Below are 25,982 nucleotides of genomic sequence, written 5' to 3'. Positions count from 1 at the left end.
TGAAATCTTAGCTGTTCTGTTCGCGCTGGCGCAGTCGGAAACGCTGGATTTTACCCGTAGCTGTTTTGGGAAGATCTTCGACAAAATGGATCGTGCGTGGGTACTTGAACGGCGCCAACTGGGATTTCACGTAATTCTGCAGTGTTTTCTGAGTCTCGGCGTCTGCGGTGATGCCGGAGCGCAGCACGACGTAGGCGGATGTTTTTACCAGCCCCTGACTGTCTTCAACGCCGATGACCGCCGCTTCAAGAACGGTTTCGTGCTGGATCAGTACGTTCTCCACTTCGACCGGGGAAACATACTGGCCGCTCACTTTGATCATGTCGTCGCTTCGGCCGGCATAAGTGTAATAACCGTCTGCATCGCAAACGTACTTGTCGCCGCTTTTAAGCCACTCGCCCAACATGGTTTCGCGTGTTTTGGCGCGATTGTTCCAATACATCAGTGCGGCGCTGGATCCCCGTATATACAGATCACCGATGGCGCCGGCGGGAACGGGTTTACCGGAGTCGTCTCGCAGCTCAACTTCGTATCCAGGTACCGGCTTTCCAGTGGTGCCGTAACGGACATCGCCCATTTGGTTTGACAGGAAAATATGCAGCATTTCGGTGGAACCGATGCCGTCGAGAATGTAGCAGCCAAAGTGGCGCGTAAAACGTTCACCCAGGTCTTTGGGCAGTGCTTCACCTGCTGAGGCACAGACGCGAATGGCGACATCTTCCTTGGCCGGAAGGGCGGGCGACGCCAGCATACTGGCATACAGCGTGGGTACGCCATAGAAAACAGTGGGTTTGTGTTCTACAAGACGTTTGAAAACGGCTTCGGGGGTGGGGCGCTCTCCCATTAACACGACGGTTGCACCGACTGATAATGGAAAGGTCAGCGCATTTCCCAAGCCGTAAGCGAAAAACAGTTTTGCGGCGGAAAAAGCGATGTCGTCTTCGCGAATCCCCAGTACGGGCTTGCCGTAGAGTTCGGCGGTGTACCAAAGGTTGCCATGGCTGTGAACCACCCCTTTGGGCTGACCTGTAGAGCCCGAAGAGTAAAGCCAGAACGCGATTTCGTCGGCTTTTGTGTGTACGGGCGGCAACGCTTCTGCCTGTTGCATGAGTGTGTCGAAATGGGCTACATCGGCGGGCAGCTCGTCCGCGCCGACCCCGGCCACGACGACCTTCTTGACTTCGTGGCGTGAGTTTTGCATGGCCGACTGAACCGTTTCCACCAGGCCGGGTGAGGTGAACACTGCCTGAGCCCGGCTGTGTTCAAGCATGTACGCATAGTCGTCGGCTGTTAAAAGTGTGTTGACCGCAACCGGTACCACGCCGGCATGCAGGCCACCCAGAAAGACCACCGGCCAATCAACGGTGTCGTGCATCACCAGCAAAATTCGCTCTTCCCGACGGATGTCCAGGTTTTTGAGCAAGCCCGCAAAACGGGCGGAAAGATCAGCCAGCTCACCGTAGGTAATTTTGCGTGTGTCGTCGATATAGGCAGTTTTTGACGCGCGCGAACGGTTGAACTCAGCCAGATACTGGGCGTAATTCAATTCTGCAGGGCAGACTTCCATTTTGTTGTCTCCGAAAAAAGGAGGCCTGTCGGGGTATTGGAAGCACGACAGGCAATAATTTGTTTTATTAACTTTCAGAACCTGCTTCCTGGGCCAATTTGCCCAAGACCTCGGGAGAACCTTGAATGGCCGCGAGCCGGTGATAAAAGCGCAGGGCGCGCAAGCCGCCCAGTTCTTCGCCGCCGCCGGCGCGCCCTGGGCCGCCATGGTTCGATTGCGGCATCACGTTGCCGTGCCCGGTATGGGCTTTGGCTACGTCGTTGTTGATAAGGTGTACACGACCGTGGCTTTCCGCCAGGGTTGCGGCTGCTTGCGCCAGGAAATCGGGCTGATTGCTGTATACCGAGGCAACCAATGAACCCATGCCGCGACGTGTTAGCGTGAAGGCGTGTTCTGTGTTGCGATAAGGGATGAGCGTGGCGACCGGGCCAAACACTTCCATTTCGTGAACCAGGGGATGATCGTCGGGGTTGCGTACCCCGAATAGTACGGGTGGGACGACCGCTGTATTTTCGTTGTCGAGATCAATAGTGCTTTCCGTGCGGCCATCAAACAGGATATCGCTGCATTCCGCCAGTTTTTCAATGCCCTCGAGAATGGCGTCGCGTTGTGAGAGATTCACCAGGCTGCCCATTCGAACGCCTTCTTTGCGAGGATCACCCACCGTAATGGTTTTAAGTTTGTTGGAAATAGCCTGCGCCACTGCATCGTATTTCGATTCGGGGACAAAAATACGGCGTATCGCGGTGCATTTCTGGCCTGATTTGATGGTGAGTTCGCGCACCACTTCGCGCACCAGCAGCCCGGTGGCGTCATCGTCGGTGTCCGGGCCCAGAACCGCACTGTTAATGCTGTCGGTTTCCGCGTTGAAACGCACGCCGTCATGTTTGATGCGAGGATGGTCGCGCAACGATGCGGCGGTGTCGGCCGAACCGGTGAAAGACACGACATCAAGACCGTTTAACGCGTCGAGCAAAGCGTCGGGGCGGCCGCAAACGATATTCAAGGCGCCGGCCGGCAGGATGTTGGCGTCGACGACATCTTTCACCATTTCGTGGGTTAACCAGGCGGTGGAGGTGGCGGGTTTGATGACAACGGGAACGCCGGATAGCAGCGCGGCCGCGGCTTTTTCCCACAGGCCCCATGCCGGGAAGTTGAATGCGTTGATGAAGAGGGCCAGCCCCTGAATGGGGACATAAATGTGTTGGCTGGCAAAGACGTTGTCTTTTGCCAGCGGTGCCGACTCACCGTCGAGGCGCAAGGCTTTTTCCACCATTTTGGAACCGGCTTTGGCATAGAAGGATAGCGTGTAAATGGCGCCGTCGACATCGACCGAGCTGTCATTTTGTACCGTGCCGGAATTGCGCAGCGAGATATCAAAGTATTTGTCGCGATTTGCCTGAAGCACTTTCACAATGTCGCTCAGCAAGGCAGCGCGTTCGGCATAGCTTAATTTGCGCAAGGCGGGCCCGGCTTGTTGCCTGGCGTAATCGTAGGCGGCATGCATATCCAGGCCATCGGCACTAACGGTGGCCAACGTCTCACCCGTGATGGGGTCGAGAACCGGGCTGCCGTTGCCGCTTCCTTCTTGCCAGCGTCCTTCAAGATAGTTTGCGAGTTTTGTCATAACGTGTCTTTTTCTCGTAGAAACAGGTGCCGTACTGTGATGGGGGCCGCCGTGTAGCGGCAATTGTGCCGGGCACCTTGCAAACAGGCGGCCCAGTGGGCCCATAGCCTATGAGCGGGTGAATTCGATTTTGCCTTCAGGCAAAAGATACAGAACCAATGCCTGGCCCTGACTCACGGTGGGGCTGTGCGCCGTGTCGGGCCCATACACCAGCCAGCCGGCCGGGTGGTTGTCGAACTTGGCGGTGTCGTCGATGGGCATGATCAGGTCGATTTCGCCGTTTGGGTGGCGATGGTGGGGCCCGGCAAGGTCTTTCATATCGACCACGTCGACCGAATAGCCATTGAGTACATCTGTTGGCTTGATGACCCGCCCGTAACGAATGCCGCCCCCTTCGTATTGGCACATCCAGCCTTGCGCAACGCCTGTGCGACAGGCGTTGACTATTCCGTTGTAAACGTCGCCCCCAACAGGGAAGGTTTGATTCAGGTCGTCTTGCAACGTTTTATTCAACGGACGGTCGCCAATATGATTGGTTACTTTTTGAATGAGTTGCTGAAATGTCTCGAGGTTCATTTTTATGTATCCTTTCTTAGCGGAGTCGAGTGCCGGGCCAAAGCAATAAAATGCTATCTAACCCAGCAAGGCGCCCTCGCCAAGACTCAAAATTAGGCCTTTTCTTTCCAATTGTCAAGCATTATAATGCATCTATATCGACTCATTAGGGTTTTTCTGGGTGAACAATAAAGCATTAAATCAGAAAGTCCTGGCGGCTGAGGAGACAGGCAGCCAGGATCGCGACCCGTATCTCATCGCTCTTGGGGAGCGGGTACGGCGGCTACGCGCCATTAGGGGGATGACGCGTAAAGAGCTCGCGCGAGCTGCGCGCGTGTCTGAACGTCACCTTGCCAATCTTGAGCGGGGTGTGGGGAATGTATCCATCCTGGTTCTGCTGCAGATTTCCAAGGCATTTAATTGCGTTTTGGCGGAATTGGTGGGTGACGTGACCACTTCTACGCCTGAATGGCTGCTTATTCGGGAGCTGTTGCACAATCGCTCGGAGCAGGAGCTCCAGCAGGCACGAGAGGCGCTGGCGCAGCTGTTTGTCGGGCAAGCCGTTTCCACTGCAGGCAATCGCACAAAGCAAATTGCCGTCGTGGGGCTACGCGGTGCCGGAAAATCAACCTTGGGGCGCATGCTGGCGGCCGATATCGGCTATCCCTTTGTCGAACTTAGTTCGGAAATCGAGCGCGTGGCCGGGTGCGGCATTCTGGAGATCCACAGTCTGTATGGGCCTACGGCTTATCGGCGTTACGAGAAACGTGCCCTTGAAGAGTCGCTGCAACTATATCCTGAAATGGTGCTTGCCACGCCAGGGGGTATTGTTTCCGAACCTTCAACCATGAATTTACTGTTGTCCCACTGTTATACCGTGTGGGTGAAAGCGAGTCCGGAAGATCATATGGCGCGTGTAATGGCGCAGGGCGACTTCCGGCCCATGGCCGGCAATAACGAGGCCATGGCCGACCTTAAGCGCATTCTGGCCGGGCGCGAGGCATTTTATTCGAAGGCCGACTACGTATGCATGACAAGCCAACGCAGTTTGTCGGAAGTGTTCGACGCACTGCGTACGCACATCCGCGAGGTTGCAGGTCTGCCTCTTGTGTAGGTGCACTTTAGTGCAAGCATGCATTTTTTTGCATAAAAAAGTTGACGCCGGAAATTTGTTGCATTATTATGCATGAAAAATCTACAGATGCACTATTATTCCGGTTAAATAATTAGGAGACTCATCCATGAGTGAAGCCGCTACCCCCGTCGATTTTCGCACCGATCCCAGTCAATATAAGCACTGGGATCTCAGTTTTGATGGCCAGGTGGCCACCTTGGCGATGGACGTTAACGAAGACGCTGGTCTGCGTCCCGGGTACAAACTGAAACTGAATTCCTATGACCTGGGTGTCGATATCGAATTGCACGACGCGTTGCAGCGTATTCGTTTCGAGCATCCGGAAGTTCGGACTGTCGTACTCACCAGCAAGAAAGATCGTATTTTCTGCTCGGGCGCCAATATTTTTATGCTGGGTTTGTCGTCCCACGCCTGGAAGGTGAATTTCTGTAAATTTACGAATGAAACCCGTAATGGCATTGAGGACTCCAGCCGTCACAACGGTTTGAAATTTATTGCCGCCGTAAACGGCGCATGTGCCGGTGGTGGATACGAGGTTGCGCTGGCATGCGACGAAATCCTGCTTATCGATGACCGTTCCTCCGCCGTTTCTTTACCGGAAGTGCCGCTGTTGGGCGTGCTGCCGGGTACGGGTGGGTTAACGCGCGTTACCGACAAGCGCAAAGTTCGTCACGATCGTGCCGATATTTTCTGCACTTTGGTGGAAGGCGTGCGTGGGGAGCGAGCTAAAGATTGGCGTTTGGTTGATGACATCATCAAGCCTGCGCAGTTTGAAGAGGGTGTCAAGAAACGTGCTGCCGAGTTGGCAGAGCAAAGCAATCGTCCGGCCGACGCCAAAGGTGTTCAGCTGACACGTGTTGAGCGTGAAGAAAGTGAAAACGGCGTGAAGTACAAATACGTCGAAATCACGATTGATCGTGAGCAGCGTTCTGCAACCTGGGTTGTTAAAGCGCCCGATGCCGACGTACCGACCGACATTGCCGGCATTGAGTCTCAGGGTGCCGCTTGGTGGCCCCTGCAAATGGCACGCGAACTCGACGACGCGATTTTGCACATGCGTACTAACGAGTTAGACATTGGTACCTGGGTTTTCAAAACCGAAGGCGATGCGTCCCGCGTGTTGGCGGCCGATGAAACTTTGCAAAAGCTCAGCGATAACTGGCTTGTTCGCGAAACGGTCGGCATGTTGCGTCGTACGCTTGCCCGCCTCGATGTCTCCTCACGTTCGCTGTTTGCTCTGATCGAACCCGGTTCATGCTTTGTGGGCACGCTGCTCGAGTTGGCACTGGCTTGCGACCGTACTTATATGCTGGATGACCCTGAAACCGACAAACCTGCGCAAATTGCCGTAAATGAACTGAATTTCGGCGCGTATCCCATGGTGAATGCGCTAAGCCGTATTGAACGTCGCTTCTACGAGGAAGCGCCGGCTATTGACGCGGTCCGTGCCAAGATTGGCAGCACAATTGGTGCCGAAGAGGCGGAGTCGCTGGGGCTGGTTACCTACTCTCTCGATGATATCGATTGGGATGATGAAGTGCGCATTGCGCTGGAAGAGCGCCGTGCATTGTCACCCGATTCGCTGACCGGCCTGGAAGCCAATCTGCGTTTCGGCGTGAAAGAAACGATGGAAACCCGTGTGTTCGGCCGGTTGTCGGCTTGGCAAAACTGGATATTCTATCGGCCGAATGCCTCGGGCGACAAAGGCGCCCTGCGGTTGTATGGCAAAGGTGAGAAAGCCAGTTTCGACTGGGATCGTGTGTAAGTTAGGCGATAACCAATTAAGGAGTCAACGACATGTCCGGTATTAATTATTCCGAGAAAATCCCAAACAACGTCAATTTGTCCAGTGATCGCACGTTGCAACGTGCGCTGGAACATTGGCAGCCCAATTACCTGCAATGGTGGCAGGATATGGGTCCGGAAGCGTCCCAGGAATTGGATGTCTACCTGCGCACCGCCGTTAGTGTGGACCCCAGTGGCTGGGCTCACTTCGATTACGTAAAAATGCCCGATTACCGCTGGGGTATTTTCCTGGCCCCACAAGACGGTGAACGCAAGATTCACTTCGGCGAGCACCTTGGTGAAGCCGCCTGGCAAGATGCGCCCGGCGAGCATCGTGCCAACCTGCGCCGCATTATCGTGACGCAAGGCGACACCGAACCGGCTTCGGTTGAGCAGCAACGTCATTTGGGTCTGACGGCACCTTCGCTCTACGACCTGCGTAATCTGTTTCAGGTGAACGTAGAAGAAGGTCGTCACCTGTGGGCCATGGTTTACCTGTTGCACCGTTATTTTGGTCGCGATGGCCGTGAAGAGGCCGATGCACTGTTGCAGCGTCATTCCGGTAGCGAAGACAGCCCGCGTATTCTGGGTGCTTTCAATGAAAAAACCCCAGATTGGCTGGCGTTCTACATGTTTACGTACTTTACCGACCGCGACGGAAAATTCCAGCTGAGCGCCTTGTCCGAGTCGGCGTTCGACCCACTCGCACGGACCACCAAGTTCATGCTTACCGAAGAAGCTCACCACATGTTTGTGGGCGAATCGGGTGTGTCGCGCGTGTTGCAACGTACCGCTCAGGTCATGAACGAATTGAAAACGACTGATCCGGAAGCGATTCGCAAAGCAGGTGTCATCGACTTGCCGACCATTCAGCGTTATCTGAATTTCCACTACAGTGTCACGATCGACCTGTTCGGTGCCGACCAGTCTTCAAATGCGGCTATCTTCTACAGTGCCGGTTTGAAAGGTCGTCACGAAGAAGGCAAACGTACCGATGACCACTTGCTGAAGAACGACACGTACCCCATTCTTGAGGTACATAACGGCGAGCTGCGTGAGATTCAGGTTCCTATGCTGAATGCCTTGAACGAAGTATTGCGTGACGACTACATCCGCGATTCAGTGGCCGGTGTGAACCGTTGGAACAAAGTGCTGGAAAAGGCCGGCATTGATTTCCGTCTCACCGTTCCTCACAAAGCGTTCAACCGTCGTATTGGTACTTTGTCGGGAATCCGTGTGTCGCCCGACGGAACGGTACTGACCGAAGAGCAATGGAATGCCAACGTCGACAAGTGGTTGCCGACAGAGGAAGACCGTGCGTATGTTGCTTCCCTGATGGGGCGTGTTGTTGAGCCCGGCAAGTTTGCCAACTGGATTGCACCTCCTCCCATGGGTATCAACCGTCAGCCAATTGATTTCGAATACGTTCGATTCAATTAAAAAAGCGTAGACTAACAGTGTGCCGGGGCGCCTTTACCGGGTGCTCCGGCACATTGATCTTGACAGAATATCGTCACATAGCCGCACATTTTCAGTAGTGCGTCACGGAGACCAAAAATGACAACGGCCACCACAGTCATGAAGCAGCATTTAATTGATCCGGAAATTTGCATTCGCTGTAATACCTGCGAAGAAACCTGCCCGATCGATGCCATTACGCACGACTCCAACAATTACGTAGTGGATGCGTCGATATGTAATGATTGCATGGCCTGTGTGCCGCCGTGCCCCACCGGTGCAATCGACAACTGGATTCAAGTGGTAAGCGACAACGCTTACTCCATTGAAGAGCAATTTACGTGGGACGAATTACCTGAGCCGCAGGAAGCGCCGGAAGGGGCTGAAGTTGTTGAGGCAAAAGCACCGGCAGCACCAACGGCCTCCGAGGCACAAAAAGAAGAAGGCGATCAAGACCTCGAAAACAAGCCGTTTACGGCAGCGGGTGCGAGCATACCGCCTTGGTCGGCAGCCCATCCGTATACCAATTTGTATACGCATAAAAACCCGGTTACTGCGACAGTAGTGGGTAATTATCGTGTTACCGATAGCGATACAGACAGCGACATTCACCATATTGTGCTCGACATGGGCGACACGCCCATGCCGCTTCTGGAAGGTCAGTCAATCGCCATTTTCCCCGCAGGTGAAGACGAGAACGGTCGTTCTTATCATGCGCGGCAATATTCCATTGCCAGTCCGCGCGACGGTGAGCGGCCCGGTTACAACAATTTGTCGATTACCGTTAAGCGTGTTGTGGAAGACCACGACGGCAATCCGGTAAAAGGGGTGTGTTCGAATTATTTGTGCGACCTGCAAAAGAACGATTCGGTGAAGTTGATTGGCCCGTACGGCAACAGTTTCCTGATGCCTAATCTGCCCGACTCAAACCTGGTCATGATCTGTACCGGCACAGGGGCTGCGCCCATGCGTGCCATGACTGAACATTGCCGTCGCCTGAATAAAGAAGGCAAGTACCGTGGCAAATTAATGTTATTTTTTGGTGCGCGTTCTGAGCGTGAGTTACCTTACTTTGGGCCGCTTATGAATCTGCCCAAAGACTTTATCGATATTAACCTGGCGTTGTCGCGGCAGGCCGATCGCCCCAAAAAGTATGTACAAGACGTGATTCGCGAGCGCGCGTCTGATGTTTTGGCGTTGATCAACGATAGCAAAACCTGCATTTATGTTTGTGGCTTGAAAGGCATGGAAGAAGGTGTGTTGGCTGCACTGAAAGACATCGTTACGGAAAGCGGCAAGAAATGGGAAGATGTTCACGCCCAACTTAAAACCCAAGGTCGGTTACACTTCGAAACTTACTAGTATTCAGTTCAATCGATGAAAGGTTGTATTTCATGAAATTTAGTGAGTTTCGAGATGGCATGGTCATCAAGCACCCGCCTGTGGTGCTTGATGAAAAAACCATGATTGACTTTGCCAAACAGTTCGACCCCCAGTGGTTTCATACCGACCCCGAGAAGGCCAATAACAGCCGTTGGGGCGGCCTGATTGGCAGTGGTTGGCTAACGTGCAGTTTAGCGATGCGTATGGCAGCTGATTCTGCCTTGGCAGGCTCTGAAAGTTTCGGGTCTCCCGGCGTTGATAAGATTCGTTGGTTATTACCCACGCGCCCCGGCGACGCTTTGCGTTTGGAACTTACGGTTAATAACGTGCGCGTTTCAGAAACGCGTAAAGATTTGGGGATCGTGCGCTGGACGTGGCGTGTATATAACCAGAATGATGATCAGGTGCTGGAGTTGGAGGCCACGAGTTTGTTCGATTTGGGGCAATCCTGATCATAGTCCTTCCTGAAATGGAAGGGCCACGCTCAGGTCATTTTCATCCGTCTGCGCGATTGTCGATTGGCCAATTACTGAACGCAATGAAATACAAAAGAATAAGGTTGGCTAAAGGAATTAATATTAATATGCCCATCCACCCGGGGTAGCCAATTCGTTTGCAAATGCGCCAGGCGGGAATAACCACCAAAACGGCAATAACCAGCATCCATAGCCAGTGGCCAAACCACATACCGTTGCTAAACATATAATTTCCCATCATGCGGTCTTTTTAAGAAAAATTTGCTCTGTAATTGCAATAGCGATCATGGCGACAACCGCTACCCCAATAACAAACGGATCACTGTTCAATTTAACCCAGATGAACCCCCCAAGGGCCAGTAAATCCAGCACAATTGCGGTCGCGGGAACCCAGGCCTTGGCTTTGATATCTTCGCGCAGGTAACGCAATACACCCCAGTGAATGGCAATATCCATAACCAGGTAGAACACAATACCCAGTGCTGCGATACGAGATAGGTCGAAAAAGGCGGTAAGAATCAGGCCCAAGACAACCGTATAGACCAATGTATGTTTCTGTATGCTACCCGGCATGCCAAAATGACTGTGGGGAACAAGCTTCATTTCCGTTAGCATCGCCAGCATTCTTGAAACGGCAAATATGCTGGCCAGAATACCGCCCGCAGTGGCGAGCATGGCAATGGCGACCGTAAACCAAACACCGTATTCACCCAGCGCCGGACGGGCGGCAGCGGCAAGCGAATAGTCTTGAGTCTTGATGATTTCCTGCAAAGATAGATTGCCGGCAACAGCGAAGCCGACCAAAGTGTAGATGACGACGCAAGCAGCAATGGAAATAATAATGGCGCGCCCCACGTTGCGGTGGGGGTCTTGCACTTCTGAGCCACTGTTGGTGATGGTTGTGAAGCCCTTGAATGCCAGGATGCCCAGCGCGGTTGCGCCAAAGAAATGGCCAATCCCGCCGCCGGTTTCATTGCTATCGGAAAAGTCTAGCTTGACTCCGTCCGCGATCCAGACACCTACTAAACCGAAAATTAGAATGCCACCGATTTTCAGAATTCCGATGAAGGAAGCGGTGCCCTGAATAAATTGGTTGCCCAGCAAATTGATGATAAACGCTGCCAGGATAAGTAGAACACCAAGTAGCGGCACCATGTAGCCGCTGTCGTCACCACCGAATAGTTGCATGGTGTAGGCGCCAAATGTACGAGCAAGAAAGCTTTGGGCAATGACCATTGAAAAATACATCAATAGTGCATTGAAAGCGGTGGGAAGCCGATTTCCATAGGCTTTATGCAGATACATGCCAATGCCACCGGCCGATGGGTAGGCATTTGAAATCTTGATATAGGAATAAGCGCTAAAGCCAACGATAACGGCGGCTGCGAGAAAGGCCAGCGGGAAAAGCGCACCTGTCATTTGCGCCATTTGCCCGGTTAGCGCAAAAATGCCTGCGCCAATCATAACGCCGGTACCCAGCATGACGGCTCCGCCAAGTGTCAGGCTGTTTTCACGATAATGAGTTGTCCTGTCTTGATTCTCGCCCATATAGTCCTTTCATTGTTTTTCTAAAGGGTACGTCTGGTATGAGCGTTAATCAAGGGTTTGCACAGCCGATATAGCTGACGATTTGTTTTCAGGGCACAAAAAACGGCAAAGTATCATAAGAATACTTTGCCGTTTTTATTGAGCGCCTTGCCGTTAGTGAAACGGCTTGGTGAGCATAACCGTTAGCATTAGAAAAACGCCTGTAACCCGGTTTGTGCACGGCCCAGAATCAGGGCGTGAACGTCGTGGGTACCTTCATAGGTGTTCACCACTTCCAGGTTCACCAGGTGGCGTGCAACACCGAACTCGTCGGAGATACCATTGCCACCCAGCATGTCGCGCGCCATACGGGCGATATCAAGCGACTTGCCGCAAGAGTTGCGCTTCATGATGGAAGTGATTTCAACGGCGGCAGTGCCTTCGTCTTTCATACGGCCCAAACGCAGGCAGCCTTGCAGACCCAGGACAATTTCGGTTTGCATGTCGGCCAGTTTCTTTTGAATAAGCTGGTTTTGCGCCAGAGGGCGACCGAACTGTTTGCGATCGAGTGTGTACTGACGCGCAGTGTGCCAGCAGAATTCAGCCGCACCCAATGCGCCCCAGGCAATACCGTAGCGGGCCGAGTTCAGGCAAGTAAAGGGGCCACGCAAGCCGCTAACGCCGGGCATCATGTGATCTTCGCTTACGTCCACTTCGTCCATCACGATTTCACCGGTAATGGAGGCCCGCAGACCGACTTTGCCGTGAATGGCGGGCGCCGACAGGCCTTTCATGCCCTTTTCCAGGATGAAGCCGCGGATTTTGCCGTCGAAGTCGCCACCGACGCACTTGGCCCAAACCACGAAAACGTCCGCGATGGGGGAGTTGGTGATCCACATTTTTGTGCCGCTTAGCTTGTAGCCGCTGTCGGTTTTAACTGCGCGGCTTTCCATGTTGCCAGGGTCGGAACCGTGGTTGGGTTCGGTTAGGCCGAAGCAACCAATCCATTCGCCGCTGGCCAGCTTGGGCAGGTATTTCTGTTTCTGCTCTTCGCTGCCGAATTCGTTGATGGGCACCATAACCAGGGAGGATTGAACACTCATCATGGAGCGGTAGCCGGAATCGACGCGTTCAACTTCACGCGCAATCAGGCCGTAGCAGACGTAATTCAGGCCGGAGCCGCCGTATTCAGTAGGGATGGTGGGGCCCAACAAGCCCAGCTCACCCATTTCACGGAAAATTTCAATGTCGGTTTTTTCGTTGCGGAAGGCTTCCAGAACGCGCGGTGCGAGTTTGTCTTGCGCGTACGCTTGAGCGGCATCCTTTACCATGCGCTCTTCTTCTGTAAGCTGTGAATCAAGTAACAGGGGGTCTTCCCAATGGAAGGATGGGGCCGAGGACATAATGTATGCGCTCCGAAAATAAGTTTAGGTTTAAAGTATTTTACCGAAAACGCAACCCAAGGTAAACGTATTCGTACCAATACTGGCAGGTTATGTGAGTTATTGGCACAATGCAATTGATAAAATTGCACAATGTCGTGACAAATGTGCACGTTTCGAGTCACGACCAGATTAAAGGGGAAGCGATGCGCAAGGGCGTGCCGAATTTGGGAGCCTTACAAGCATTTGAAGCAACGGCGCGCCTGGGGTCATTTTCGCGCGCCGCGGAGGAATTGTCACTGACCCATAGTGCCATTTTTCGACAGGTGAATGGGCTGGAGGAGCGCTTGGGCGTCGCGCTTTTTACCCGTGTGCGTCGACGTATTGTGTTAACCGATGCGGGGGCGGAATATGCTGCACGCGTTCGCCATCATCTGGAGCAGTTGGAAAAAGACACGTTTAGTTTAATGTCGCGTGCCGGGCTGGGCCATAGTTTGCATATTGCCGTGCTACCCACATTGGCTACGACGTGGCTCATTCCGCGTTTGCCCGCTTTTCAGTCGCGTCATGCCGATATCGCGGTGAGTTTGTCCAGTCGCACGTTGCCGTTTCAGTTTGCCGACCATCCTTTCGATGCGGCCATTTATCATGCCGAGCAGCCGTGGGCCGCCACGCAAGGTATTCGCTTGTTTCCCGAAGAGGCGCTTGTTCCGGTTTGTTCTCCCTTCCTGTATGAAATTGCACAACATGCGTCGGATGGGTTGGCAGGTCTAACGCATTTGCACATGATGTCGCGGCCCGACGCATGGCGTGACTGGTATCGTACGCAGGGCCTTGAATACTTGCCCGGGGTCGCGGCGGGTCCTCGTTACGAGCTCTTCACGATGCTATTGGCGGCAGTGCACGCAGGGCTGGGGGTTGGATTGATTCCGAGGTTTTTGGCCGATGAGGCACTGGCAAATGGCGACCTGGTCGTGCCGTTCGACGGGGCTCTGGCTGTGCGGCAGTCGTACTATTTCAGTTACCCTGTTCATGTCGGCAAAACCGACGCACTGATTGCTTTTGAGGCATGGCTGCAGGAAACGGTTGAAGAACAGGCGGGTTGAACAAAGATGATCGGAACGAGACAGGTTGCACGCTATTTTATTTCGGCTCTGATAGTTGGTAGTTTGTTGTCGGGCATGTCAGTAGCGTTGGCCCGTACACCGGTCAACCCTGAAGAGGCAACGGGTTGGACTGAAAAGTCTTTGGCTCGCGCCGATGACTATATGATTTCAGCCGCGAATCCTCATGCCTCAGAGGCAGGGCTGGCGATACTGGATGCCGGCGGTAGCGCCGTCGATGCGGCGATTGCCGCACAGTTGGTGTTGAGTTTGGTTGAGCCTCAGTCATCAGGGCTTGGAGGGGGCGGGTTCATGGTGGTATTCGATGCCGCGAACCAGCGCCTTCGCACTTACGATGCACGGGAGACCGCACCGGTGGATTCCAATGGAAGCTATTTCAAAGTTGACGGCGAGGTATTGCCTTTTTGGGATGCGGTGAATAGCGGCTTGTCGGTGGGCACCCCAGGTTTGTTGCGTGGCCTGGAAAAAATGCATGCTGATGGCGGGCGGTTGCCCTGGGCCGACTTATTCGAGCCGGCAATTCAACTTGCGCGAGACGGCTTTGCGGTGTCGCCCCGTTTGCACGGGCTGCTGCTACGCAGTAAAGCGTTGCGCCAAAGCAAGACCGCCCGGTCTTACTTTTACGACGCGCAAGGCAAACCACGCCCTGTGGGCTATGTGTTGAAGAACCCCGCATTGGCCAAGGTGTTTGAGCAGGTGGCACAACAAGGCGCTGATGCGTTCTATGAAGGCGTTATCGCCCACGATATTGTCAGCGCGGTGCGGTCGCACGCAACGCCGGGTACGCTTGCTTTGCCGGATTTGGTTTTTTACGAAGCGGTGCCGCGCGAGCCGCTTTGTGTGGCTTATTTAGAGTACGAATTATGCGGAATGGGTCCGCCCAGTTCGGGTCCGGTTACGGTTATGCAAATTTTGCTGATGCTAACGCATACAGATATTCTTGATTATGCCCCTAACTCGCTCGAAGCCGTTCATTTATTTGCCGAAGCGGGGAAGCTGGCGTGTGCGGATCGTGATGTGTATATTGCCGACCCCGACTTTGTTTCCTTTCCTGTGAACACATTGTTGGCCCCCCGTTATATTGCCCGGCGCGCCGCTTTAATTAACCCCGCTCGCGCTATGCCGCGTGCCCGGGCGGGCAATCCGCTTGGGGAAATCTCCACGTTTGGCAAAGACCGTTCTCCTGAATTACCTTCGACAACGCACTTGTCCGTTGTCGATAAAGAGGGGAATGTGGTGTCGATGACAACTTCGGTAGAGTCGGCATTTGGCAGCAAAATTATGGTGCGCGGTTTCTTGTTGAATAATCAGCTAACTGATTTTTCTTTGCGCGGTGTCGATGACGCGGGTATGCCGGTTGCCAACCGCGTCGAGCCAAGCAAGCGTCCTCGTAGTTCTATGGCGCCCATGATCGTACTGCGCGATGGCAAGCCGTATATGGCCATCGGCGCACCCGGCGGGCCGTTCATTATTAGCTTTGTGGCTAAAACGCTATTAGGCGTGTTGGGTTGGGGGCTGGACATTCAGGCTGCAATTGCGCTGCCTAATCGGGGAAGTTGCAATTATGGCACCGAGATTGAACAGGGAACGCAGCTTGAGCCGCTTGCGGCTTCTCTTGAAAGAATGGGCCACAAAGTGCGTTTGGAGTCTCTGCCCAGCGGTTTGCAGGGGGTGGTCATAACGCCCAACGGTCTGGAGGGCGGGGCCGATCCACGCCGCGAAGGCGTGGCGCTGGGGCGTTAATATTTTTTAATGAAAGACCACCGTTCGGCTGCCATTCAGCAATATGCGATGTTCCACATGGCTGCGCACGGCACGTGACAGCACCAGCGACTCAATATCGCTGCCTACCTGGGTAAGATCTTTTGCACTCATATTGTGGTTCACGCGCTCGATATCCTGTTCAATAATCGGGCCTTCATCCAGGTCGGAAGTGACATAGTGCGCAGTGGCGCCGATAATTTTGACACCGCGTGCATGCGCCTGATGGTAGGGTTTGGCCCCCTTGAAACTGGGCAGAAAGCTGTGGTGAATGTTAATTGCACGACCCGAAAGCGCACGACACATTTCGGTGCTTAGAATTTGCATATAGCGTGCCAGTACAACCAAGTCCACTTGTTGTTCGTTCACCAGCGCAAGAATGCGTTCTTCCTGTTCCCGTTTTGTTTCGGGGGTGACGGGAAAGTGGTGAAACGGAATGTCATAAGCCTTGGCCATGCCGGCGTGATCGTTGTGGTTCGACACCACGCCGACAACGTCGACATTCAACTGGCCGCTGTGTGTGCGAAACAGCAAGTCGTTTAAGCAATGACCCTGCCGGCTGGCAAGAATCAGCAAACGTGCTTTACGCTGCGCATCATGAACGCGCGCCTGCATACCAAATTCCTGGGCAACAGCCTGGAATTGCTGTTCAAGCTCTTCCGCTTGCTGATGCTCGGGAAGCTCAAAGTGCACGCGCAGGAAGAACTGTTTGGTTTCGGTGTCGCCGAATTGCTGGGCATCCAGAATATTGCCCTGTCGTTCCAGCAACCAGCCTGAAACACGATGCACAATACCGGTTCGGTCGGGGCAGGACAGGGTCAGAATGTAGTCGTTCATCGTTATATCTGTTTGATTTGATCTTGGTTTTCAAGGGCCATGCGGCATTGCTGTGCGATAGCCAAACAGGCAGTCAGCCCTGGCGATTCAATGCCCAGTAAATGAACAGCACCAGGCACGCCATGCCATGTCGGGCCGGCAATTAAAAAGTCGGCGGCCGGTTGATCCGGGCCTACAATTTTTGGGCGTACACCGGTGTAAGAAGGCATCAGGCTATCGTCTGACAAATGTGGCCAGTATTGTCGCACAGCTTCATAAAAGCGCTCAACGCGGGAAGGATCAACGGCGTAGTTTATTGTGTCCACCCATTCTGTGTCGGGTCCGAACCGCGCTTGCCCGGCCATATCCAGCGTTAAGTGCACACCCAAGCCTGCTTCGTCGGGCATCGGGTAGATTAGATGCGAAAAAGGTGATCGTTGCATCAGGCTGAAATAATGGCCTTTGCAATAATGGGCGTTTGGGCGCGGTGTGGGCGCATGCCAGGGGAAAAGGCGGGCGATAGTCGGTGCCGCCAGGCCTGCTGCGTTCACGACATACCGTGCTGTTAACGACATGGGGTCGGCACCACCGAACCCCAGATGAAAGTTGCCGTTGGCCTGTTCAATACTTTGCAGCGGTGTGCGAAAGACAAACTGGCAGCCTGCCCCTTCGGCCTGGCCCTGCAAAGAAAGCATAAGCGCATGGCTATCGATGATGCCGGTTGACGGTGACAGCAAAGCCGCCTGGCAGGTGAGCTCCGGTTCCAGCGCAACGGCCTCTGAGGCTGATAGCCATTGAATGTCGGTTACCCCGTTGGCCAAAGCCTTGTCATGCAGTGTTTTCAACGCGCTTAATTGGCTGTTCGCCGTGGCGACAATTAATTTACCGGTTCGCTTGTGGGGCACGCCGTATGCTTCGCAATAGTCGTACAAAGTTTGCCGCCCGGCCACGCAAAGTTGGGCTTTCAGACTGCCTGTGGGGTAATAAAGGCCTGCGTGAATGACTTCGGAGTTACGCGAACTGGCACCGGTACCGATTTGGCCTTCGGCCTCTACCACCAACACTTCGTGGCCGGCCCGGCTTAGTTCACGTGCGACGGCCAGCCCAATAACACCGGCACCGACGACAATGCATTCAATGTCGACATTCATGAAAGACGCTGGACTCAGGGTGCCAGGCGCTGGTATGACCAAGCGCCGTTTGGTTGAAGTTCGTAAGCGATCCGGTCGTGCAGCCGCGATGGGCGGCCTTGCCAGAACTCGATATAGTGGGGAATGAGGCGATAGCCTCCCCAATGCTCAGGCCGGGGTGGGTTATCACCCAGTTCATCGGCCAGTTTCTGTGCCCGTGCGTCGAGTGCTTCGCGGGTAATGGGTTGGCTTTGGGGGGAAGCCCAGGCGCCGACACGCGACGCTAAAGGGCGACTATGGAAATACGTGTCGGACTCACTTTGTGCAACCTGTTCCACCCGTCCTTCAAACCGAACCTGCCGCTCAAGTTCCGGCCAGAAAAAGAGTGCACTTGCAAAGGGTTGTTCAGCCAGCGCCTTGCCTTTACGTGACAGATAGTTTGTGAAAAACACCAGACCGCGCGCGTCAAACCCCTTCAGCAAAACGATGCGGGAAGACGGCTGCCCATCCTTTACGGTCCCGAGAGTCATGGCAGTGGGTTCGATCACTTCTGCCGTTAAGGCTTCATTGAACCAAAGTTGAAACTGATCCAAGGGATCCGCTTTAACGGTATCTTCATGTAGCGCGTTTTTTTGATAGTCGCGTCGGATATCGGCAATAGACATAATGGTTGGTGTCACGTTTGGGCGCGACTGGCGGAATCAGGTTTGTGTTGGATTGGTGGCATCGTTCCGCAATTGCCGAACCAACGCGTTAAGGCGTGCATCGTGAATGCCGTGATCGGTTAGTGCCTGCGCGGTTTCCAATACGTACTCGATGCAGGGGCCATAGGTACCATGTGCATTGTGGATGATGTCCACCAATTGCGCGTGATTCAAATTGCTAACATAACCATCTTTCTTGCGGTCGACCACAAACACCAATGCGGGTGTTTGGCCATGCGGTGTTTGACACGGCAAGTGCCGCGGAATGTATGCGGCGCTGGGCATCTCTCGTTTCCACAGTTCATCCAGTGTTTCCGGGATGTCGTTGGAGCCGACGCGATAAACCATGCCGCGGCAGGAACCGCCGTTGTCGAGCCCGAATACCAGGCCGGGGCGTTCCGGTGTGCCGCGGTTGATGCGGGACCACAAGCAGAGTGAGCGGTGGTAGCCTTTCAGCAGCGCGGGGCGTCGTTCAAGGTAATGAAAATTCGGGCGCCATACCAATGAACCGTAGCCGAACACCCATAAATCCTGGTGTGGTTTCAGACAGCGCATGAACTGCTCAACCGATTCCTGTCGTTCGGCATCGGTAAGGCGTCGGAACGTGCCTGGGCTGGGAGAACAGGGCGGGCAGGTTACAGCAGTAGTTTTCACAATGCGTTCGACATGACGGTAGCTAAAGATTTATTCAACCAATTTGGCCATGATCTAATAGTACTACTTCATGAATAGGGTTTGTGTCGGCTATGGATGAGTTTGACAATTCAATCGATGCGCAGCGTCGCTTTTCCGGTTTGGCGCGGTTGTATGGTGATCGCGCGCCGGAACGGCTGGCACAAGCTCATATTGCGGTTGCGGGCCTGGGTGGTGTGGGTTCATGGTGTGCCGAGGCGCTGGCTCGCAGCGGCGTGGGAAATCTGACGCTCATCGACCTTGATCATATTGCCGAATCGAACATTAACCGACAGGTGCATGCTTTAACCGATACGTTGGGGCAGTCGAAAGTGGAAGCGATGGCGCAACGTATCCACGGGATCAATCCGGCTTGTCGGCTCACGAACATCGATGATTTTGTCGTGCCTGAGAATGTACATACAGTTTTTGGTGAAGAGGTTCGACTCATTATCGACTGTACCGATCAAATTAGCGCAAAAGTGGCGATGATTCTTGAGGCCCGTCGCCGCCGTATTCCCATTATTGTTTGCGGTGGTGCCGGGGGAAAAACCGACCTGCTGGCAATGAAAGTGGACGATCTGGCCTTTTCAACCAACGATGCGCTGTTGGCAAAGCTGCGTAACGTTTTGCGGCGCAACCATGATTTCCCGAAAGGCTCGGTGAGTGATAAAGCGCGCCGCCGTGTTGCCAAGATGGGAGTGCGCGTTATTTGGTTTGACCAGCCTGCTGTGTTGCCTGCCGCCTGGCTTGAGGCAGATGCGCCGGCCGAGGCGCTGCAAGGGTTATCCTGCGCGGGCTATGGGTCCGCAATGGCATTAACCGCAGCCATGGGTTTGGCTGCGGCAAATGATGCCATACAACAGGTATTGAAGAAAAACACAAAATCTTAGGCGATGTATCCCTGCGCCAAGCTAGTCTTCTCGTTACGCCGTCATAAACGTTTTTAGTACCTGTCCCGTGTGGGACCTTTCGGCAATTTTCATAATTGCCTCGGGTGGGCCGTTTTCAACCAAACGACCGCCGTTCGTGCCGCCTTCGGGGCCCATGTCCACAATCCAGTCGGCTTCGGCAATAACATCCAGATTGTGTTCAATTACCACCACGGTGTTGCCCGCTTCAACCAGGCGGTGCAGCACATGAATCAGCTTTTCAACGTCGGCCATCGACAGCCCGACGGTGGGTTCATCCAGCACATAAAGGGTATGGGGTGTGCGTGACGCACGCCCCGTTGTGATAACGCCCTCGGTTAAGCGCGCCTTGGTGAGCTCGGTAACCAGTTTGATGCGCTGCGCCTCACCACCTGATAACGTGGGCGAGGGTTGCCCTAATGTTAAATAACCTAAACCCACGTCCTGCATCAGTTTCAGTGCGCGAGAAATTTTTGAATGGGCGGTGAAATGTTCAACGGCGTCATCCACGTCCATTTTCAAAATTTCACCGGCGCTCTTGCCCTGCCAGTTCACATCGAGTGTGTCGCGGTTGAAACGTTCACCGTTGCAGGCATCACAAGGCACTTTAACGTCGGGCAGAAAGTTCATTTCAATGGTCCGCAGGCCTTGACCTTCGCAAATGGGGCAGCGACCATCGCCCGTGTTGAACGAGAATCGCGCCGCCGTCCAGCCACGTAGCCGCGCATCACGCGTATTGGCAAACAGTTTACGGATATCATCCCAAAAACCAACATAGGTGGCCGGGCATGAGCGCGGTGTTTTGCCGATGGGTGTTTGGTCGACCTCCAATACGCGATCAATGGTTTCCCAACCGGTAATCGATTCGCAGCCGTGCCATTTCATGCTGGATTGACGACCCACGACATGCGCCAGGTTATCCAGCAACACATCGCGTGCCAGGGTGGATTTTCCTGATCCCGACACGCCGGTGACCACACTGAGGCAGCCGATGGGGATGCGTGCGGTTACGTGCTGCAGGTTATGAAGGTGCGCGCCCTGGATTTCAATCATCGGGGTTTCGTTGTGAATAACGCGACGCGGTTTGAAGGGGTGCTGCAAGGGGTGTTTCAGATAGCGCCCGGTAAGCGATTGGGGATCCTGCATGATTTCTTCCACGGTTCCCTGTGCCACCACTTGACCACCCCGCACCCCGGCGCCGGGGCCCATGTCGATAATATGCTGGGCTTTTTTAATGGTGTCTTCGTCGTGTTCAACCACCACTAGGGTGTTGCCGTTCCCTTCAAGACGGGCCAGCGCTTTCAGCAGAATCTGGTTGTCGCGCGGGTGCAAACCGATGGTGGGTTCGTCCAGCACATAGCAAACGCCTTGCAGATTCGAGCCTAATTGTGCGGCCAGACGAATGCGTTGGGCCTCACCGCCCGACAGTGTGGGAGCGGCGCGATCCAGGCTTAAATAGTCGAGCCCCACTTCGCGCATAAAGTTCAGCCGCCCTTTGATTTCCTGCAGGATGTCGCGTGCGATTTCCGCATCGCGACCACGTAACACAAGCCCGTTGAAAAAGACATCGGCCTCGGCTACCGACCATGAAGCCAGTTCCGCAATACCTTTGTCGCGCCAAAGTACGGCACGGGATACGCGATTCAGCCGGGCGCCGTTGCAGGAAGGGCAGCTATGCGCTTCGCCTTCGTACCAGGCATTCCACGCCGTTTCTTCGCCGGTTTGTGTTTCGTCGAACCCTTGCAGGCGCAGGCCGGTACCGAAGCAGTCGGTACACCAGCCATGTTTGGAGTTATACGAAAACATGCGCGGATCGGGTTCAGGAAAACTGGTGCCGCAGCAGGGGCAGGCCCGTTTCACCGAAAAATGCTGCGCCGGAAGGCCTTGAAGCGACTCTAAATTTCGGCGGTCGTCGATTGGGCCGGATGCGTTGGTAAGCGGTGCCAAGACGGTCAGGGTGCCATGTCCGTGTTCCAGTGCTTGCCGAATAGCCTGACGCAGCGCCAGCTCTTCTTTCGGATCGACGATCAGGTCGGCCACCGGCAACTCAATCGAGTGCTCTTTATAGCGGTCGAGGCGGGGCCACGGCGATACGGGGATGAATTCTCCGTCGACGCGAAGGTGGGTGTGGCCTTTGCCTTGCGCCCATTTTGCCAAGTCGGTGTAATAACCCTTGCGTGCCGATACCAGCGGTGCCAGCAGGCCAATGTGCTGCCCTTTGTGGTCGCGAATAAGCTGGGCGGCAATTTGTTCGGGCGATTGCGAGCTAACTTCAACGTTGCAGTCGGGGCACATTTGGGTGCCCAGTTTCACGTATAGCAAACGTAGAAAATGGTGGATCTCCGTCATGGTGGCCACGGTTGATTTACGCCCGCCGCGGCTGGTACGTTGCTCGATGGCGACGGTGGGCGGAATGCCGTAGATGGCGTCAACATCGGGTTTGCCGGCGGGTTGCACAATGGCGCGGGCGTAGGCGTTCAACGATTCAAGATAACGGCGTTGCCCTTCGTTGAACAGGATGTCGAACGCCAGCGTGGATTTGCCCGAGCCCGACACACCCGTAATCACCGTAAAAGTATCGCGCGGAATATGGACGTTGACGCCTTTCAGATTATGTTCGCGCGCATTCAGGATGCTGATGTTGCGGGATAAGTTATGTTGTTTGCGCAGTGTCGTTTGCAGCGGCGTTCCGGCCTCATTATTGTGGCTTGTACCGGTTGCTTGATACGGCTTGAGAGGCTCTGATAGTGTGGGGGAAGAAAAGACAATATTGCCTTCATATTCGCGCAGCGCCTGGCCTGTATAAGAACGCTCGTTTTGCATAATGTCGTTGGGCGTACCGGCGGCAATCAGTTCGCCACCGCGTTCTCCACCGTCCGGCCCCAGGTCGAGCACCCAGTCTGCTGCGCGCACAACATCCAGGTTGTGTTCAATGATTAGTAAAGAATGGCCGGCCGCAAGCAATTTGCGGAACGCGCGCATGAGTCGGGCCACGTCGTCGAAGTGCAAGCCGGTGGTGGGCTCGTCGAATAAGAACAAATTGCCGCGCTTGGCAACCTTGGCACTCGAAAGGGTACTGCGCGAGGCTGCGGCAAGATGGCCGGCCAGTTTTAACCGTTGTGCTTCGCCGCCCGAGAGTGTCGGTACGGGTTGGCCCAGCCGCACATACTCAAGTCCAACGTCGGCCAGCGGTGCCAGGCCGGTTTGCACATCGCGCAGGCCCGAAAAGAAGCTTAGCGCTTCGTTAACCGTCATCTCCAGCACTTGGTCGATTGTCGCGTTGCGGCCTAGATGTTCTACGCGTACTTCCAATACTTCCGGCCGATAACGTTTGCCGTCGCAATCCGGGCATCGCAAATACACATCCGACAGGAACTGCATTTCCACGTGTTCGAAGCCGGTACCGCCGCAAGTGGGGCAACGACCATCGCCGTTGTTGAAGCTGAATGTGCCGGCCGTGTAGCCGCGTTCTTTGGCCAAGGGTGCCTGGGAAAACAGTTTGCGAATGGCGTCGAACGCCCCCACGTAACTGGCGGGGTTGGATCGTGCTGTCTTTCCGATGGGGCTTTGATCCACCATGATCACGTCGGCAATCAGTTCCGCACCCAGTAAATGAGTGAAGGGGCCGGGCGCTTCGGTGGGTTTGCCTTTTTGCTTCAGCAAGGCTGGGTACAGTACGTCTTGCACCAATGTCGATTTGCCCGAGCCTGATACTCCGGTAAGGCAAACCAGGCGGCCAAGCGGAATGGAAACAGACACATTCTTGAGGTTGTTGGCCGTTACACCTTCCAGTAAAAGTTTAGGTGTGCCCGCTTGCACTGTCATTGGGCGAGGGGCTTCCACACGCAACCGATTGCCCAGATAGTTACCCGTTAGCGTATCGGCACGACGCAGCTCATCCGGGTTGCCGTCAAAAATAATTTGCCCGCCGCGTTCTCCCGGCCCCGGGCCGATATCAATAATACGGTCGGCGGCCACCATGACCTGCGGGTCGTGCTCCACCACAACCAGGGTGTTGCCGTTGTCACGCAAACGCTGCATGACTTCCACAATGCGATGCATGTCGCGGGGGTGAAGACCAATAGAAGGCTCGTCCAGAACAAACAGGGTATTGACCAAAGAAGTGCCCAGCGCGGTGGTGAGGTTGATGCGTTGAACCTCACCGCCTGAAAGTGTGCGGCTTTGTCGGTCGAGCGATAAATAGCCCAGCCCGACATCACACAGAAAGTTCAGGCGAGCCCTGACCTCATTCAACAGTAGATCAAGTGCTGCATCGAGCGCCGACCCAAAACTGAGCTCAGCAAAAAAGCCTTTAACCTGATCGATAGGTAGCTGCATGAGGTCGTGCACACCGAGGCCGGGCAGCGCATCCAGTTGCGCCTGCGTCCATTCGGCATGAACCGGCATGAAACGGGGTGTCGTGCGGGATGCGGGAACGACATGTTGACCCAGGCGCCAAAGCGTGGCGTCCGGCTTTAGCCGCGCACCGCCGCAATGGGGGCAGGGGGTGTAGCTGCGATATTTCGACAACAAAACGCGCACGTGCATTTTGTAGGCTTTGGTCTCCAGCCAATCAAAAAAGCGCTGAGCGCCATACCACTGTGTTTGCCAGGCTTTTGGACCGCCTTTCCAGTTCGGGTCGCCATGAATGACCCAATGCTGCTCGGCTTCGGTTAGATCGCGCCATGGGGTGTCAAGGCGCACGTTGGCGGACGGTGCATAACGTTGTAATTCTTGCTGGCATTCCTTGTAGCTATTGGTTTGCCACGGTTTAATGGCGCCTTCCCGCAGCGTTTTGGTTTCGTCCGGCACGACCAGGCCGAAATCGATCCCCATGACGCGGCCAAACCCACGACAATGCTCGCACGCGCCTAACGGCGAGTTGAATGAGAAAGTGCTGGGCAATGGGCGCGCGTAATCAATGTTGCATTGTGCACAATGCAACCGGTTGCTGAAGCGCCACGCTGTTTCCGGTTCATCCGGGCCGTCGGAGGCATAAATGGTGATGTATCCTGCGCCCTGTTTAAGGGCGGTATCCAGGGCCTCCATGACGCGGCTGCTTTCCGCATTGCCGAAACGAAAGCGGTCTTGTACGACGTGTAATTGCAAACGCGGTTGCGTTTCGGTTGTGATCTTCTTGCCGGCCTTGGTTTTGGATTTTTTGCCTGCGGCGGCTGCGTTATTGTCGTTGAATGTGACGGTTTCCTGGCGGTGAATACGGGTATAGCCTTGTTGTTCCAGGAACCCGCGAATTTCTTCCTCGCTGAACGACGCAGGGACTGAAACGGGAAAGGTGATGATCAGACGCGGATCGTGGTCACGGGTGCGCTCAGCCAGCGCTTGCTGGATGGAACGCGGGTCGTCGCGCCGCACCTCCTGGCCGCAACAGCGGCAAAACAAACGGCCCATACGTGCAAAGAGCAGCTTGATGTGGTCGTTTAACTCCGTCATGGTGCCGACGGTGCTGCGCGAGTTGCGCACCGGATTGACCTGGTCGATGGCGATGGCCGGCAAAATGCCTTCAATGCGGTCAACCTGAGGTTTATCCATGCGGTCAAGAAACTGGCGCGCGTAGGGTGAAAAAGTTTCCACATAACGCCGCTGGCCTTCAGCGTAAAGCGTATCGAATGCCAAAGAGCTTTTGCCCGAGCCCGACACCCCGGTAAGAACCAGCAGTTCGCCGTTCTGAATGGTGACATCAAGGTTTTTAAGGTTGTTTTGGCGTGCGCCGAATATGCGGATAGGAGCGTTCATGGGAGGTTACAGCAGACGAATTGAGTTGAACGTGGAGTTTACGGTAGAATAGTGGGTTAAATATAGTTCGGAGAATGTCATGGCTGAAATCAAGCGTAACCGTCGTAACACCATTGAGCGTCGTTGCCTGGGTAAAGCATTTAAGCGTCTTTTTGTGCGCTCGCCCAAAGGTGTGTTCAAAATGCTGGAAAAAGTAAAACGGGCCTGATTCGTTC

Annotated in this window: 20 protein-coding genes; 9 read left to right on the top strand and 11 right to left on the bottom strand. The window is 54.5% G+C overall.

The window, feature by feature from the left end; genetic code table 11:
• Positions 1-7: 7 nt before the first annotated feature.
• From CJO09_RS03605 to CJO09_RS03595, 3 genes are all read right to left on the bottom strand, one after another.
• Positions 8-1,567 carry a benzoate-CoA ligase family protein gene (locus CJO09_RS03605; RefSeq protein WP_119441089.1) on the bottom strand — a complete coding sequence of 520 codons (1,560 nt, stop codon included), beginning with the start codon at positions 1,565-1,567 and terminating at the stop codon, positions 8-10.
• Between the two features lie 67 nt (positions 1,568-1,634).
• Positions 1,635-3,194 carry a 3,4-dehydroadipyl-CoA semialdehyde dehydrogenase gene (locus CJO09_RS03600; RefSeq protein WP_119441088.1) on the bottom strand — a complete coding sequence of 520 codons (1,560 nt, stop codon included), beginning with the start codon at positions 3,192-3,194 and terminating at the stop codon, positions 1,635-1,637.
• Between the two features lie 108 nt (positions 3,195-3,302).
• The gene (locus tag CJO09_RS03595; RefSeq protein WP_119441087.1) at positions 3,303-3,770 is read right to left on the bottom strand and encodes a DUF4863 family protein; all 468 of its coding nucleotides are present in this window, start codon (positions 3,768-3,770) and stop codon (positions 3,303-3,305) included.
• A 160-nt stretch (positions 3,771-3,930) separates the two neighbouring features.
• On the opposite strand from CJO09_RS03595, the gene CJO09_RS03590 reads away from it, so the two are divergent.
• From CJO09_RS03590 to CJO09_RS03570, 5 genes are all read left to right on the top strand, one after another.
• A complete protein-coding gene (locus tag CJO09_RS03590; protein ID WP_245961210.1) occupies positions 3,931-4,863 on the top strand; it encodes a helix-turn-helix transcriptional regulator in 933 nt (310 codons plus the stop codon).
• Positions 4,864-4,990: 127 nt separating this feature from the next.
• The gene (gene boxC, locus CJO09_RS03585) at positions 4,991-6,649 is read left to right on the top strand and encodes a 2,3-epoxybenzoyl-CoA dihydrolase (protein WP_119441086.1); all 1,659 of its coding nucleotides are present in this window, start codon (positions 4,991-4,993) and stop codon (positions 6,647-6,649) included.
• 32 nt (positions 6,650-6,681) lie between these two features.
• Entirely contained in the window at positions 6,682-8,109 is a 1,428-nt protein-coding gene (gene boxB, locus CJO09_RS03580) for a benzoyl-CoA 2,3-epoxidase subunit BoxB (RefSeq protein ID WP_119441085.1), read from the top strand.
• A gap of 117 nt (positions 8,110-8,226) precedes the next feature.
• Entirely contained in the window at positions 8,227-9,489 is a 1,263-nt protein-coding gene (gene boxA, locus CJO09_RS03575) for a benzoyl-CoA 2,3-epoxidase subunit BoxA (RefSeq protein WP_119441084.1), read from the top strand.
• 32 nt (positions 9,490-9,521) lie between these two features.
• On the top strand, positions 9,522-9,962 hold the full coding sequence (locus CJO09_RS03570; protein ID WP_119441083.1) for a MaoC family dehydratase: 441 nt from the start codon (positions 9,522-9,524) through the stop codon (positions 9,960-9,962).
• A gap of 43 nt (positions 9,963-10,005) precedes the next feature.
• On the opposite strand, the gene CJO09_RS03565 is transcribed toward CJO09_RS03570, so the two are convergent.
• The 3 genes from CJO09_RS03565 to CJO09_RS03555 all read right to left on the bottom strand — a co-directional run bounded on the left by CJO09_RS03565 (position 10,006) and on the right by CJO09_RS03555 (position 12,916).
• Complete coding sequence (locus tag CJO09_RS03565) at positions 10,006-10,212, bottom strand: hypothetical protein (RefSeq protein WP_245961209.1); 207 nt, start codon at positions 10,210-10,212, stop codon at positions 10,006-10,008.
• A gap of 11 nt (positions 10,213-10,223) precedes the next feature.
• A complete protein-coding gene (locus CJO09_RS03560; RefSeq protein WP_119441081.1) occupies positions 10,224-11,534 on the bottom strand; it encodes an APC family permease in 1,311 nt (436 codons plus the stop codon).
• A gap of 188 nt (positions 11,535-11,722) precedes the next feature.
• A complete protein-coding gene (locus CJO09_RS03555) occupies positions 11,723-12,916 on the bottom strand; it encodes an acyl-CoA dehydrogenase (RefSeq protein ID WP_119441080.1) in 1,194 nt (397 codons plus the stop codon).
• A 185-nt stretch (positions 12,917-13,101) separates the two neighbouring features.
• Here CJO09_RS03555 and CJO09_RS03550 point away from each other — a divergent pair, with 185 nt between their 5' ends.
• A complete protein-coding gene (locus CJO09_RS03550; RefSeq protein ID WP_119441079.1) occupies positions 13,102-14,001 on the top strand; it encodes a LysR substrate-binding domain-containing protein in 900 nt (299 codons plus the stop codon).
• Between the two features lie 6 nt (positions 14,002-14,007).
• Positions 14,008-15,762: a gamma-glutamyltransferase gene (gene ggt, locus CJO09_RS03545; RefSeq protein ID WP_119441078.1), complete on the top strand. Its 1,755-nt coding sequence runs from the start codon at positions 14,008-14,010 to the stop codon at positions 15,760-15,762.
• Between the two features lie 6 nt (positions 15,763-15,768).
• Here ggt and purU read toward each other — a convergent pair whose 3' ends face one another.
• The 4 genes from purU to CJO09_RS03525 are packed head-to-tail and all read right to left on the bottom strand — an operon-like array spanning position 15,769 to position 19,084.
• Positions 15,769-16,623 carry a formyltetrahydrofolate deformylase gene (purU, locus tag CJO09_RS03540; protein ID WP_199532433.1) on the bottom strand — a complete coding sequence of 285 codons (855 nt, stop codon included), beginning with the start codon at positions 16,621-16,623 and terminating at the stop codon, positions 15,769-15,771.
• A complete protein-coding gene (locus CJO09_RS03535; protein WP_119441077.1) occupies positions 16,620-17,747 on the bottom strand; it encodes an NAD(P)/FAD-dependent oxidoreductase in 1,128 nt (375 codons plus the stop codon). The genes purU and CJO09_RS03535 overlap by 4 nt, the downstream gene beginning before the upstream one ends.
• Positions 17,748-17,761: 14 nt before the next feature.
• Positions 17,762-18,391, bottom strand: coding sequence for a pyridoxamine 5'-phosphate oxidase (gene pdxH, locus CJO09_RS03530; RefSeq protein ID WP_119441076.1), 630 nt, complete (start codon positions 18,389-18,391; stop codon positions 17,762-17,764).
• Positions 18,392-18,427: 36 nt separating this feature from the next.
• Complete coding sequence (locus CJO09_RS03525) at positions 18,428-19,084, bottom strand: gamma-glutamylcyclotransferase (protein WP_119441075.1); 657 nt, start codon at positions 19,082-19,084, stop codon at positions 18,428-18,430.
• Positions 19,085-19,176: 92 nt separating this feature from the next.
• Between CJO09_RS03525 and CJO09_RS03520 the strand changes: the two genes are divergently transcribed.
• Positions 19,177-19,995: a tRNA threonylcarbamoyladenosine dehydratase gene (locus tag CJO09_RS03520; RefSeq protein ID WP_119441074.1), complete on the top strand. Its 819-nt coding sequence runs from the start codon at positions 19,177-19,179 to the stop codon at positions 19,993-19,995.
• 33 nt (positions 19,996-20,028) lie between these two features.
• Here the strand turns inward: CJO09_RS03520 and uvrA are convergent, their stop codons facing one another.
• Positions 20,029-25,767: an excinuclease ABC subunit UvrA gene (gene uvrA, locus CJO09_RS03515; protein ID WP_119441073.1), complete on the bottom strand. Its 5,739-nt coding sequence runs from the start codon at positions 25,765-25,767 to the stop codon at positions 20,029-20,031.
• Between the two features lie 79 nt (positions 25,768-25,846).
• Here uvrA and CJO09_RS15835 point away from each other — a divergent pair, with 79 nt between their 5' ends.
• The gene (locus CJO09_RS15835; protein WP_255455254.1) at positions 25,847-25,975 is read left to right on the top strand and encodes a hypothetical protein; all 129 of its coding nucleotides are present in this window, start codon (positions 25,847-25,849) and stop codon (positions 25,973-25,975) included.
• Positions 25,976-25,982 lie beyond the last annotated feature (7 nt).

Origin of the sequence: Neopusillimonas maritima (genome assembly GCF_003576595.1) — a bacterium.
GTDB classification, from domain to species: domain Bacteria; phylum Pseudomonadota; class Gammaproteobacteria; order Burkholderiales; family Burkholderiaceae_B; genus Neopusillimonas; species Neopusillimonas maritima.
The sequence above is the reverse complement of the archived record's forward strand: the minus strand, read 5'-3'. Positions and strand labels throughout refer to the sequence as shown.

Coding starts and splice junctions, on each gene's coding strand:
- CJO09_RS03555 (WP_119441080.1), bottom strand. CDS start 12,916: ATGTCCTCGGCCCCATCCTTCCATTGGGAAGACCCCCTGTTACTTGAT.
- boxB (WP_119441085.1), top strand. CDS start 6,682: ATGTCCGGTATTAATTATTCCGAGAAAATCCCAAACAACGTCAATTTG.
- boxA (WP_119441084.1), top strand. CDS start 8,227: ATGACAACGGCCACCACAGTCATGAAGCAGCATTTAATTGATCCGGAA.
- CJO09_RS03520 (WP_119441074.1), top strand. CDS start 19,177: ATGGATGAGTTTGACAATTCAATCGATGCGCAGCGTCGCTTTTCCGGT.
- pdxH (WP_119441076.1), bottom strand. CDS start 18,391: ATGTCTATTGCCGATATCCGACGCGACTATCAAAAAAACGCGCTACAT.
- CJO09_RS03605 (WP_119441089.1), bottom strand. CDS start 1,567: ATGGAAGTCTGCCCTGCAGAATTGAATTACGCCCAGTATCTGGCTGAG.
- CJO09_RS03600 (WP_119441088.1), bottom strand. CDS start 3,194: ATGACAAAACTCGCAAACTATCTTGAAGGACGCTGGCAAGAAGGAAGC.
- uvrA (WP_119441073.1), bottom strand. CDS start 25,767: ATGAACGCTCCTATCCGCATATTCGGCGCACGCCAAAACAACCTTAAA.
- CJO09_RS03550 (WP_119441079.1), top strand. CDS start 13,102: ATGCGCAAGGGCGTGCCGAATTTGGGAGCCTTACAAGCATTTGAAGCA.
- CJO09_RS03595 (WP_119441087.1), bottom strand. CDS start 3,770: ATGAACCTCGAGACATTTCAGCAACTCATTCAAAAAGTAACCAATCAT.
- CJO09_RS15835 (WP_255455254.1), top strand. CDS start 25,847: ATGGCTGAAATCAAGCGTAACCGTCGTAACACCATTGAGCGTCGTTGC.
- CJO09_RS03570 (WP_119441083.1), top strand. CDS start 9,522: ATGAAATTTAGTGAGTTTCGAGATGGCATGGTCATCAAGCACCCGCCT.
- CJO09_RS03560 (WP_119441081.1), bottom strand. CDS start 11,534: ATGGGCGAGAATCAAGACAGGACAACTCATTATCGTGAAAACAGCCTG.
- ggt (WP_119441078.1), top strand. CDS start 14,008: ATGATCGGAACGAGACAGGTTGCACGCTATTTTATTTCGGCTCTGATA.
- CJO09_RS03565 (WP_245961209.1), bottom strand. CDS start 10,212: ATGTTTAGCAACGGTATGTGGTTTGGCCACTGGCTATGGATGCTGGTT.
- boxC (WP_119441086.1), top strand. CDS start 4,991: ATGAGTGAAGCCGCTACCCCCGTCGATTTTCGCACCGATCCCAGTCAA.
- CJO09_RS03535 (WP_119441077.1), bottom strand. CDS start 17,747: ATGAATGTCGACATTGAATGCATTGTCGTCGGTGCCGGTGTTATTGGG.